The organism is Xanthomonas hyacinthi, from assembly GCF_009769165.1.
Taxonomy (GTDB): Bacteria; Pseudomonadota; Gammaproteobacteria; order Xanthomonadales; family Xanthomonadaceae; genus Xanthomonas_A; species Xanthomonas_A hyacinthi.
This window is the reverse complement of the sequence record NZ_CP043476.1, coordinates 3,693,095-3,705,263: the sequence shown is the minus strand read 5'-3', so window position 1 is coordinate 3,705,263 and position 12,169 is coordinate 3,693,095. Positions and strand designations below refer to the sequence as shown.

At 70.1% G+C, this 12,169-nt stretch carries 8 protein-coding genes; 3 read left to right on the top strand and 5 right to left on the bottom strand.

Annotated features, from left to right (window positions below; all coding sequences use genetic code 11):
- Positions 1-77: 77 nt before the first annotated feature.
- From FZ025_RS16250 to rpoE, 3 genes are all read right to left on the bottom strand, one after another.
- A complete protein-coding gene (locus FZ025_RS16250) occupies positions 78-1,637 on the bottom strand; it encodes a DegQ family serine endoprotease (protein ID WP_167523887.1) in 1,560 nt (519 codons plus the stop codon).
- A gap of 100 nt (positions 1,638-1,737) precedes the next feature.
- Positions 1,738-2,700 (bottom strand): sigma-E factor negative regulatory protein, encoded by a 963-nt coding sequence (locus tag FZ025_RS16245; protein WP_104557864.1) that lies wholly within the window; start codon positions 2,698-2,700, stop codon positions 1,738-1,740.
- Positions 2,697-3,317: an RNA polymerase sigma factor RpoE gene (gene rpoE, locus FZ025_RS16240; RefSeq protein WP_046980043.1), complete on the bottom strand. Its 621-nt coding sequence runs from the start codon at positions 3,315-3,317 to the stop codon at positions 2,697-2,699. The genes FZ025_RS16245 and rpoE overlap by 4 nt, the downstream gene beginning before the upstream one ends.
- Positions 3,318-3,554: 237 nt before the next feature.
- Between rpoE and FZ025_RS16235 the strand changes: the two genes are divergently transcribed.
- Positions 3,555-5,618 (top strand): 3-hydroxyacyl-CoA dehydrogenase NAD-binding domain-containing protein, encoded by a 2,064-nt coding sequence (locus tag FZ025_RS16235; RefSeq protein ID WP_046980044.1) that lies wholly within the window; start codon positions 3,555-3,557, stop codon positions 5,616-5,618.
- A 162-nt stretch (positions 5,619-5,780) separates the two neighbouring features.
- On the opposite strand, the gene FZ025_RS16230 is transcribed toward FZ025_RS16235, so the two are convergent.
- Together FZ025_RS16230 and FZ025_RS16225 are read right to left on the bottom strand one after the other, a co-directional pair.
- A complete protein-coding gene (locus FZ025_RS16230; RefSeq protein ID WP_046980045.1) occupies positions 5,781-6,791 on the bottom strand; it encodes a cation diffusion facilitator family transporter in 1,011 nt (336 codons plus the stop codon).
- Between the two features lie 230 nt (positions 6,792-7,021).
- On the bottom strand, positions 7,022-8,029 hold the full coding sequence (locus FZ025_RS16225) for a YeiH family protein (RefSeq protein ID WP_046980046.1): 1,008 nt from the start codon (positions 8,027-8,029) through the stop codon (positions 7,022-7,024).
- A 102-nt stretch (positions 8,030-8,131) separates the two neighbouring features.
- On the opposite strand from FZ025_RS16225, the gene FZ025_RS16220 reads away from it, so the two are divergent.
- On the top strand, positions 8,132-9,028 hold the full coding sequence (locus FZ025_RS16220; RefSeq protein ID WP_046980047.1) for a LysR substrate-binding domain-containing protein: 897 nt from the start codon (positions 8,132-8,134) through the stop codon (positions 9,026-9,028).
- 442 nt (positions 9,029-9,470) lie between these two features.
- Positions 9,471-12,158 (top strand): TonB-dependent receptor, encoded by a 2,688-nt coding sequence (locus tag FZ025_RS16215; RefSeq protein ID WP_046980048.1) that lies wholly within the window; start codon positions 9,471-9,473, stop codon positions 12,156-12,158.
- The last annotated feature ends 11 nt before the right edge of the window (positions 12,159-12,169 follow it).

Sequence of the window (12,169 nt, the reverse complement as noted above, 5' to 3'; positions counted from 1 at the left end):
ACAAACCTCAATGAAATCAGTGGCGGTCAGCGCAGCGGAGTGCGCTGACCGCCATCGGCACAGCGGTGTTCGCGCGCTCAGTCGACGCTGATCGCGATGAACTGGCTGGCCGGGCTACCCGGCGCACGCACCAGCAGCATCACCACGTCGCCCTTCTTCGCACCGGCGGTCAGCTTGCGGAACTGCGCCGCATTGGACACCGGAGTGCGCCCGACCTGCAGCACGATCATGCCCGGGCGCAACTGCGACTTGCTCGCCACCGCGCGGCTCACCTGCGCCACCTGCACGCCCTCGTCGGCGCGCAGCCCGAGCGTCTGCCGCACCGGCGCCGGGATCTCCTCCACGCTGATGCCCAGCGCGCTGCTCTCCGCGGCCTGCGGCGCCGGCGCCGCGCCACCGCGGCCCGGCTGCTGCTGGCCCATCGCCACGCCATCGTCGCTGAGCTCGCTCAGGGTCACGCTGATGTCGCGCGGCTTGCCGTCGCGGATCACGGTGACCCGCGCCTTGCTGCCCGGCGCCAGCATGCCCACCAGCGGCGGCAGGTCCTCGCGCGTGTTGATCTTCTGCCCGTTGAAGGCAACGATGAAGTCGCCCGGCGCGATCCCGGCCCTGGCCGCGCCGCTGCCCGGCTGCACGCCGTTGACCAGCGCGCCGCGCGTGTCGCTCAGGCCCAGGCCCTTGGCCTCCACATCGCTGATGTTCGGCTGCATGGTCACCCCGAGCATGCCGCGGCTGACCTTGCCGGTCTTCTTGATCTGCTCGACCGCGCTCATCGCCAGGTCGATCGGGATCGCGAAGCTGATGCCCATGTAGCCGCCGGACGCGGAGAAGATCTGCGAGTTGATGCCGACCACCTCGCCGCGGGTATTGAGCAGCGGGCCGCCGGAATTGCCCTGGTTGATCGCCACGTCGGTCTGGATGAACGGCACGTAGCGCTGGTCGGCGTACGGGTTGCTGCGCCCGGTGGCGCTGACGATGCCGGCGGTGACCGAGTGGTCCAGGCCGAACGGCGAACCGATCGCGACCACCCACTGGCCGGGCTTGAGCGTGTTGGAGTCGCCCACGCGCACCGTTGGCAGGTTCTTGCCGTCGATCTTCAGCAGCGCCACGTCGTACTGCTGGTCGCTGCCGACCACCTTGGCGGTGAACTCGCGGCGGTCGGTCAGCTTGACCTTGACCTCGCTGGCGCCATCGACCACATGGTGGTTGGTCAGCACGTAGCCGTCCGGCGAGATGATGAAGCCCGAGCCCATCGAACGGCCGCCGGGGGGGGCGGCGTCATCGTCCGGCGCTTGCGGCTGGCCCGGCATGCCCGGCTGCCCGGGCATCCCGTCCGGCCCGAAGAAGCGGCGGAAGAATTCGGGGATCTGCGCATCGTCGGGCATGCCGCCGGCGCCGCTGCGCGTGGCCGCGGCCTTGCGGCTGATGGTGGTCTCGACGTTGACCACGCCCGGCCCGACCTGTTCGACCAGGTTGGTGAAATCGGGCAGGCCGGCGACCAGCTGCGGCGCTGGCGCGGCGCGCGCGGCCGGCGCCACGGCGGCGGGCGCGGCCGACTCGGGCTGCTGTGCGCAGGCGGCCAGCGGCAGGGTCAGGGCCAACACGCCCAGCAGATGGTTGCGGATACGGTGAGTCATCGGACGCGAGCCTCCGGTTCGGGAAAGGGAAGGAAAACAGCGGCGGTGCCGCGGGCAGCGCGCGCCGGAGCGAAGCACGCGCTTCGACCGACGCCTGGGTTCAAGGCTGCTGCGGCAACGGCGCGGACGCCGCGTCGGCCGGCAGCCGCGGCTCGAACGGATAGAACGCCGCCGCGCCCTGGCGCGGGAAACTGGCGGTGAACTCGCCGCCGGACGCGGCCGGCGCCAGCGCCGAGCGTGGCCATGGCCGGGCCTGCAGCGGTGCGACCTGGTGCGCGAACGGATCGCCGGCGGGTTGCTGCGCGAGCACCGGGTCCACCGCCGTGGCGGTCAGCGGCAATGCGGTCGCAGCAGGCCGCAATGGTGCCGCGGCGGCAATCGCGCGCAGCGGCTCGGCCGCGCGCGCAGCGCTGCTGCGCGCGGCCTGCTGGGTGCGGGTCGCGCCGCGCCGGGCGGCGGCATCCTGGCGCCGGTTCGCGGCGATGGCCACCGCCGGCGCCGCGGCGACGGCCGCGCCGAGGTCGCCCTGCGGATCCGCCGGCGCCGGCGCCGGCGTCGGCACCTGCGGGACCGCAATGGGGGTCGCAGGCGCAGCGGAGGCAGAAGAAGCGGAACTGGCGAGCTGTGCCGCCGGCGCGGCCGGCGCTGCATCGGGCAGGCGCTCGCGGGTCATGAACAAGGCGATCGCCGCGACCGATGCCGCCAGCGCCGCGCTGCCGCCCCAGCGCCACGCGCGGCGGCTGCCGGCGGCATCGCTGGCGCGTGCCACCTCGGCGCGTTGCGCCTCGGCCGCCACCGCCTGGCGCACACGCTCGCCGAAATCGGCCGGCGCCGGCATGCACACGCGGCCGCGCAGGATGTCGCCGCACAGTTGCCAGCGTTCGTGGCAGCCGGACAGTTCCTCGTCGTGCTGCAGCCGGCGCAGCACGAAGCGCGCCTCGTCGGCCGGCAGCTCGCCGTCGATCAGCGCCGACAGCTGCTGCCGGTAATGCAGTTCGAACTTGTCCGGCGGCGTGGCGCCGGGGGTCGGCTCGGACTGGGGAATGGGAGTGCTATCGGTCATACGCGGTGTCGCTCACGAGTGGCGCTGTCGGTATCCAGCAGGGGACGGAGTTCGGCGTCGATGGCGTCCCGCGCACGGAAGATGCGCGAGCGCACCGTGCCGATCGGGCAACCCATCTTCTGCGCGATGTCCTCGTAGCTCATCCCGTCCACCTCGCGCAGGGTGATGGCGGTACGCAATTCTTCCGGCAATGCATTCACCGCCTTCATCACCGTCTGTTCCAGCTCCTGGCGCATCAGTTCGCGCTCGGGCGTGTCGGTGTCGCGCAAGCGCGTGCCGCTGTCGAACTGCTCGGCGTCGAGCACGTCGACGTCGTCGGTGGGCGGCCTGCGGTTGTGCGCAACCAGGTGGTTCTTGGCGGTGTTCACGGCGATCCGGTGCAACCATGTGGAGAACTGGGCGTCGCCGCGGAAGTTCCCCATCGCGCGGTAGGCGCGGATGAAGGTGTCCTGGGCCACGTCCTGACATTCGCTCCAGTCGGCGATGTAGCGCCCGATCAGGCCGACGATCCGGTGTTGGTACTTGCGCACCAGCACATCGAACGCCGCGCTCTCGCCGCGCTGCACGCGCCGGACCAGTTCCAGGTCCAGCTCCTGAGGTGTTTCGACATCGGCCATAACGGGCCGCACTCCTGTCAGCCCAACCTACGTCGGACCATCTGACCGCCAATTCGGAAAAAAGTTCAGCGGCCCTGCGGACCGCCGCCCCACGACGTTAACCCGCATTCCGTTAGGCTGACGGCATGCCAGCGGTCGCGGGACCTGCGTCACTTCCCCCTGGTTCGGGATTTGACGCAACGGAAACAACCTCTGGATGATAACGATCTTCTCCATACATAAGCGGATGGTCCTCCCATGCTCTCAGGCTTCGACGGGCTGCGATTCAGTCACTGGCAAGCGGATATCCGCGACGACGGCGTCGTCGTGCTCAGCCTCGACCGCCAGGACGCGCCCGTCAACGCGCTGTCGCAGGACCTGCTGCTGGAACTGGGCGACCTGCTCGAGCGCATCGCCATCGACCCGCCCAAGGGCGTGGTGATCCGCTCGGCCAAGGCCAACGGTTTCATCGCCGGCGCGGACCTGAAGGAATTCCAGGAATTCGACCGCCGCGGCACCGTCAACGACGCGATCCGCCGCGGCCAGGCCACGTTCCAGAAGCTGGCCGAGCTGCCCTGCCCCACGGTCGCCGCGATCCACGGCTTCTGCATGGGCGGCGGCACCGAGATCGCGCTGGCCTGCCGCTACCGGGTCGCCTCCAGCGACGGCGCCACGCGCATCGGCCTGCCCGAGACCAAGCTCGGCATCTTTCCCGGCTGGGGCGGCAGCGCGCGCCTGCCGCGGCTGATCGGCGCGCCGGCGGCAATGGATCTGATGCTGACCGGGCGCACCGTGTCGGCGTCGGCGGCGCGGGCGATGGGCCTGGTCGACACGGTCGCCGCGCCGGCGCTGCTGCTCGATACCGCGGTGGCGCTGGCCTTGACCGGCAGCGCGCGCCCGTTCAAGCAGCGCGCCAGCGCCTGGGCCACCAACACCTGGCCGGCGCGCAAACTGCTGGCGCCGCAGATGCGCAAGCAGGTCGCACGCAAGGCGCGCAAGGAACACTACCCCGCGCCGTACGCGCTGATCGGCGTGTGGGAGCGCAGCGGCGGCGGCGGCATCCAGGCGCGGCTGGACGCCGAGCGCAAGGCCGTGGTCAAGCTGGCGAGCACGCCGACCGCGCGCAACCTGATCCGCATCTTCTTCCTTACCGAACGGCTCAAGGCGCTGGGCGGGAAGGACCATGGCATCCGCCACGTGCACGTGGTCGGCGCCGGGGTGATGGGCGGCGACATCGCCGCCTGGTCGGCCTACAAGGGCTTCGAGGTGACGCTGCAGGATCGCGAGCAGCGCTTCATCGATGGCGCCTTGAGCCGCGCCGGCGAACTGTTCGCCAAGCGGGTCAAGGACGACAGCAAGCGCCCGGCGGTGGCGGCGCGGCTGAAGGGCGACCTGGCCGGCGACGGCGTGCCGGTGGCCGACCTGGTGATCGAGGCGATCATCGAGAACCCGCAGGCCAAGCGCGAGCTGTACCAGTCGCTGGAACCGCGGATGCAGCCGGACGCGCTGCTCGGCACCAACACCTCCTCGATCCCGCTGACCGAACTGCGCGAGCACATCCAGCGCCCGGCGCAATTCGCCGGCCTGCACTACTTCAACCCGGTCGCGCAGATGCCGCTGGTGGAGATCGTCTGCCACGACGGCCTGGCCGCCGACAACCAGAAGCGGCTGGCCGCCTTCTGCAAGGCGATCGACAAGCTGCCGGTGCCGGTCGCCGGCACGCCCGGCTTCCTGGTCAACCGGGTGCTGTTCCCGTACCTGCTGGAGGCGGCGACCGCCTATGCCGAAGGCATCCCCGGCCCGGCGATCGACAAGGCCGCGGTGCAGTTCGGCATGCCGCTGGGGCCGATCGAATTGATCGACACCGTGGGCCTGGACGTGGCCGCCGGGGTCGGCGCGGAACTGGCACCGTTCCTGGGCCTGCCGATTCCCGCCGCGCTGCAGACCGTGGAGCCGGGCAAGCGCGGCAAGAAGGACGGCCAGGGCCTGTACGCCTGGGAGAACGGGCGTGCGAAAAAACCGGACGTGGCCAAGGACTACCAGGCACCGACCGACCTGCAAGACCGCCTGATCCTGCCGCTGCTCAACGAAGCGGTGGCGTGCCTGCACGAGGGCGTGGTCGCCGATGCCGACCTGCTCGACGCCGGGGTGATCTTCGGCACCGGCTTCGCCCCGTTCCGCGGCGGCCCGATCCAGCACATCCGTGCGGCCGGCGCCGACGCGTTGCTGGAGCGGCTGCGCGCGCTGCAGGCGCGCTATGGCGAACGCTTCGCGCCGCGCCCGGGCTGGGAGGCGCCGGCGCTGCGCGAGCCGGTGGCCTGAGTTCGGTTCGGCGGACTTTTCCCGGGTAGTTACAGGTACCCGGACCTTTGTGGGAGCGACTTCAGTCGCGACGGGCATTACCGGTAAAGCCCGTCGCGACTGAAGTCGCTCCCACAAGAGGCATCTTCCGCCTGTCGCATTCCAGATCCGCAGCGACTCTGCTCAAGAATGCGAATGCCCGTGCGCGCCATGCGCATGGCCGTGCCGATGCCCGTGGCCGCCGTGCTGGGCGTGATCGTGATCCGCATGCTCGTCGTGCGTCCCCGACGCCGCACGCGCCGGCGTGCCGCACGGCGGCGCGCCGCAATGCCCCGCTTCCATCTGCAAGGTGATGTGGTCGATGTCGAAGCGCGCGTGCAGGCCATCGCGCAGGGTCGCGCGCAGCGCATCGCTGTCGGTGCCGTCGGCGATCACCACGTGCGCGGTCAGTGCCGGGGTGCTCGAGGCCAGCGCCCACACGTGCAGGTCGTGCACATCCTCCACGCCCGGGGCGCCGCGCAGATAGCCGCGCACCGCGGCCATGTCCATGCCTTTGGGCACGCCTTCCAGCAGCACGTTGACCGCCTCGCGCAGCAGCACCCAGGTGCGCGGCAGCACCCACAGGCCGATCAGCACCGCCAGGATCGGATCGATCACCTTCCAGCCGGTGAGGCGGATCGCCAGCGCGCCGGCGATCACCGCCACCGAGCCGAGCATGTCGCTCCACACTTCCAGGTAGGCGCCCTTCATGTTCAGGCTCTCGCCGCTGCCGGCCTTGAGCAGGCGCATCGAGATAAGGTTGATCAGCAGACCGAACGCGGCGATGCCGAGCATGCCGACCGTGGCCACTTCCTGCGGCTGGCGGAAGCGCTGCACCGCCTCCCACAGGATGTAGGCGGCGACCACGAACAGCAGGCCGCCGTTGACCAGCGCGCCCAGCGCTTCCAGCCGCGCGTAGCCGTAGCTGCGCCTGGCGTCGGGCGGGCGCCGGCTCAGCCGCACCGCGACCAGCGCGATCATCAGCGCCAGGGTGTCGGTGGCCATGTGCGCGGCATCGGACAGCAGCGCCAGGCTGTTGGTCAGGAACGCGCCGGCGACCTCCACCAGCAGGAACGTGGCGGTCAGCCCCAGCGCCCACCACAGCGGTTGCTCGTGGCGGATCTCGGTCGGTGCGTGGCTGTGGTCGTGTCCCATGAGCTGGCCTGGCAGGTACGTGCGGAGAAGATGCGCCAGCTTAGATCGGACCCGCCGCGGAGACTATTACACCGCGGCTGGCGTGCTTGCTGGGCAGCTGCAGGCATCGCGCGCTGCAGCTGCCCGAAACGCGATGCGGCAAACAGCCCGGCGACATGCCGCGATCCGGCAGATCGCATCCGCGCTGCCGATGGTGCGCAATATGCGGGCGTCGCCGGCAATGCCGCGCGTCACGGCAGCCAGCACAGCATCAACCCGCTGAGGCCGGCCAGCGCCAGCAGCGACAGCGTGCCCGCGGCCAGCACACGGCCGCCGGAGGCCAGCACCGAGCGCAGGTTCACCGACAGGCCCAGCGCCGCCATCGCCACCAGGGTCAGTCGCGCCGAAACGTGTTGCGCCACGTCCGCCGCTGCCGGCGGCAACAGGCCGGAGGAGCGCAGCAGCAGCATGCCGATGAAGCCCAGCACGAACCACGGCAGCACGCAGTGCAGCGGCAGGCGCGCGACGCCCGGCCGGCCTGCGCTCAGGCCGAGCAGCAGCAGCACCGGCCCCAGCATCACCACCCGCATCAGTTTGACCAGCGCGCCGACCTGCGCGCTGAGCGCGCCCACCGGCAGCGTCGCCGCCAGCACCTGCGGCACCGCGTAGACGGTCATGCCGGCGAGGATGCCGTAATGGCGCTGGTCCAGCCCGAACAGCGGCACCGCCAGCGGCAGGACCAGCACCACTACGATCCCCAACGCCGCGGTGAACGCGATCGAGGCCGCCACCTCGTCCGAATCGGCGTCGATCACTGGCGCGGCGGCGACGATCGCCGAGTTGCCACAGATCGCATTGCCGCACGCCACCAGCGTGGCCAGCCGTGTCGGCAGGCCGAGCAGGCGGCCGATGCCGTAGCCGATGCCGATCGCCAGCAGCACGGTGGCCGCGATCAGCCCGAGCAGCAGGCCACCAGCCGCGCCGACCGCACTGAAGCTGACCGACGCGCCGAGCAGCACGATCGCCACTTCCAGCGGCAGCCTGGCGGCGAACGCGATGCCGGCAGTGGTCCGCGCCGGCAGCTCCGAGGCCGTGCGCAGCAGCGTGCCGAGCACGATCGCGAACACCAGCGCGTCGATCCACGGCCGCCCCAGCCAGCGCAGCTGCATGCGTTCCCCCAGCATCGCCAGTGCCGCGACCGCGATTGCCAGCAGCAGGCCCGGCAACAGTGCCGTGCCCTTGCCTCGTGCCTTGTACATTGCCGCCACCGTCTCGAAGTAGCGGCAGGATGCGCCCGACCATCCTGTCATTCCATCGCATAATGCCGGATAGTTCGTTCGGTCCAATCGAACGATGCCGCCGTGACCCTGGAACAACTCGCCCTGTTCGTCGCCGTCGCCGAACGCCAGCACCTGACCCTGGGCGCGCAGGCCGCGCATCGCACGCCGTCGGCGGCCAGCGCCGCGATCAAGGCGCTGGAAACCCAGTACGGCGTGCCGCTGTTCCACCGCGTGGGGCGCGGCATCGCGCTGACCGCCGCCGGTGCGGCGTTTCTCGAAGAAGCCAAGGCGATCCTGGCGCGCACCCGCGCAGCGCAGCTGGCCTTGAGCGAGTGGCGCGGCGTGCTGCGCGGCACGCTCGACCTGCACGCCAGCCAGACCGTGGCCAGCTATTGGCTGCCGGTGCGGCTGATGGCGTTCCATGCGCGTTTCCCGCAGATCCAGATCCGCCTGAGCGTGGGCAACACCGAAAGCGTGGCGCGCGCGGTGGTCGAGGGCCGTGCGGAACTGGGTTTCGTCGAAGGCGGCGTGCACGATCCGCAGTTGCAGTTGTCCGTGCTCGGCCAGGACCGCCTGCTGCTGGTCGCCGCGCCGACGCATCCGCTGGCCGGACGCCTGCGCCTGGGCCTGCCGCGGCTGGCCGAGGCCAGCACCTGGATCATGCGCGAAGCCGGCTCCGGCACGCGCTCGGCATTCGAGGCGGCGCTGCGCGCGGCCGGGGTCGCGCCGGAACGCCTGCGCGTGGCACTGACCCTGCCCTCGAACGAAGCGGTGCTGTCGGCAGTCCACGCCGGCCACAGCCTGGCGGCGATCTCGCAACTGGCCGCGGCCCCATGGCTGGAGAGCGGCCGCCTGCAGCGCGTCGGCGCGGCGCTGGGCGCGCGCACGTTCCACGCACTGCGCCATCGCGAACGCAGCCTGGGTGCGGCGGCCGCGGCCCTGCTCGACAGCGGCGGCGATCGCGCCGCACGCGGCTGACGGCGATCGCGCACCGGCACGGGCGCGGCCATCGGGCACGCCATGCGCGCGAACGCGTCGGCTTGCGCAGCAGGCATGGCCCAGGCGCCACACAGACACGATGGGATCTTCGCGACGGCCAACGGCGCCGGCATGCCGCTCTGCAACATGTCGATCAATTCCAAAACAAGATAGTCGACAGCAAATGCTTCATTGGAATGGAATGGAAGCCGCTCCTATGCTCGCTCCAGTTCCTGGCGATCGGAACGGCGGAAGGGGGTTGCGTCCGCCACTGCCGGCCGCCGGAACGCGACAAGCCTCGCGCTGCGAGGCCGCGACACAACGCACGTTCGCACTATCCGCACGGGGACCACCCCTGCGATCTGCCAGCGCGACCAGGAGGACCGTCTTGCCCGGTCCCCTTTCATATGCTCGGTAACTTTCGTCCTGGGAGGGAACAAAGATGCCTTCGGAACAACAGCGTCGCCCGGCGTGTCGGCGCGCGCAGCACCAGGCCGCCCGCACGCTGCTCGGCTCGGCCATCGTTCTGGCCCTGGCCAGCGCCTTCGGCGTCCACGCGCAGAGCGTTGCCGCCGATCCGGCGCCGCCGGCCGGCACAACGACCGGTGATGCCGGGCAGGCCCCGGTCACCCTGGACAACGTGATGGTGATCGGCCAGCGCGCCAGCCTCGACCAGGCGGTGCAGGCCAAGCAGCTCGACGACCACGTGGTCGAGGTGATCTCCGCCGACAACATGGGGCAGATGCCCAATGTCACCGTGGCCGAGGCGCTGGTGCGCCTGCCCGGCGTCAACGGCACCCGCGACCGCGGCAACGAAAGCCTGGCCACGGTGCGCGGCCTCGGTCCGCGCATGACCATGGGCACCGTGAACGGCCGCGAGATCGCCTCCTCCGAGCCCAACCGCGCGGTGCGCTGGGAAGTGTTCCCCACCGAGATCGTCTCCACGGTCAAGGTCTACAAGACCCAATCGGCGGACCTGGTGGCCGGCGGCATCGCCGCCACCGTGGACATCTCCACGATCAGCCCGCTGGACCACAAAGGCCCCAGTTTCGTCGGCACCGCCGGCCCGATCTATTACGACGAGGGCACTGACGTGAAAGGCTATTCGCCCTGGGGCAACCGCCTCGGCGCCAGCTGGATCCACCGCTTCAACGACAATCTGGCGATCGCGCTCGACGCCACCTACCAGAAGCAGAAGAACGCCGGCGTCTCGATCGGCAGCTGGGGCTATACCGACGACAGCAATGCGCGCGACGTCGATGGCGACGGCAAGGTCGACTACACCCCGTGGGGTGCGGCCGACCAGCTCAAGCTGACCGAACAGACCCGCACCGGCGCGATGGGCACCGTGCAGTGGCGCTCGGGCAATTTCGAACTCAAGCTCGACGGCCTGTATTCGCGGATCAGGATCGACGAGGACCAGCGCCAGAACTGGTTCAACAATCTCGGCTACAGCATCTTCTCCGCCAGCAATCCGTACACCACGCCGGGTTCGTCCTACAGCATCGTCGACGGCGACGTGGTCGCCGCCACGTTGGCCAATTCCAACCTGCAGGTGGACCACGTCATCAGCCACTACAGCGAGGTCAAGACGCTCGCCGCCGGTGGCCTCAACGCGAAGTGGAGCGGCGACGCGTGGACCCTGGGCGGCGACCTGTCGTTCTCGCAGGCCAAGCGCGACAACGACTGGCGCGCGGTGCGCTTCGGCAGCAATCCGGACACCGTGTCCTTCGATTTCCGCCACGGCGTCACCCCCACCATCAGCACCAGCTCCGATTCGCCGGAATGGGGCATCAGCGGCCAGACCGAGCCGCAGGCGCTGCGCGACCGGATCGCGGCGCTGGCGCTGAGCGCCAGCCGCAGCATCGAAGACTCGCCGATCACCGCGCTGCAATTCGGCGCGCGTGCGGCGCGGCGCGAGAAGCAGAACCGCCATGCCACCAGCTCCCAATCCGGGTTCGATCAGCCGATCTCCGCCTACCAGGATCTGATCTATCCGCTGCAGATGCCCGACCTGAACGTGCCGACGCTGACCGGCGGCGATCTGGACGCGATCGCCAGGCTCGGCTTCGGCGGCTTCGATCCGAGCCTGGCCAGCGAGCAGTTGCTGGACCACTGGAACGTCAAGGAGAACGTGCGCGAAGCCTTCGCCAAGGCGGTATTCAGTTCGCAGTGGTTCGGCATCGACGTCACCGGCAACGCCGGCGTGCGCGTGGTCCACACCGACACCAGCAGCGACGGCTACGACACCATCGGCGGCGTGGTCCAGCCCAGCAGCGCCAGCAACGACTACACCGACGTATTGCCCAGCGCCACGCTCAACTTCCTGCTCGACGACGAGCGCATCCTGCGCTTCTCGGTGGCCAAGGTGATCGCGCGCCCGCCGCTGGACGAACTGCGCACCGGCCGCGCGCTCGACAATCCCAACACCACCGTCGGCCAGCTGACCGGCAGCGGCGGCAACCCGCAACTGAATCCGTTCCGCGCCACCCAGCTCGACCTGTCCTACGAGTGGTACTTCCACAAGGAAGCGCTGGCCGCGCTGGCGCTGTACCGCAAGTGGGTGGATTCGAGCATCGGCTACAAGACCCGGCACGAGACCATCGACGGCCGCGACTACCTGATCAGCGGCCCGTTCAACGGCGGCGGCGGCTACATCAACGGCGCCGAACTGACCTTCCAGACGCCGTTCTTCTTCATCCCGCACCTGGAGAACTTCGGCGTCTACTCGAACTATTCCTACGTCGAGTCCAACCTGCACGAGTTCTCGCCGGCCAACGACCCGCTGCCGCTCAGCGGCCTGGCGCGCAACACCGGCACCTTCGACCTGTGGTACAGCAACAGCAAGTTCGAAGCGCGCCTGGGCTACAAGTACCACAGCCCCTACACCGTGGTGTACGGCTGGAACGCCGCGCGCCTGGCGCGGCTGGAAAGCGAAGGCACGGTGGACCTGAGCCTGGCCTGGCGCTTCAGCGAGCACCTGGGGCTGAAGTTCCAGGTCGGCAACCTGACCAACGAGCCGCTGCGCGCCTACAGCGACAACAAGCGCAATCGCCTGGCCAACCAGGACGATGGCGGCTACCAGCTGTTCGGCCGCCGCTTCGCGCTGGAAGCGACCTACACGTTCTAGTTCCTCTGCCG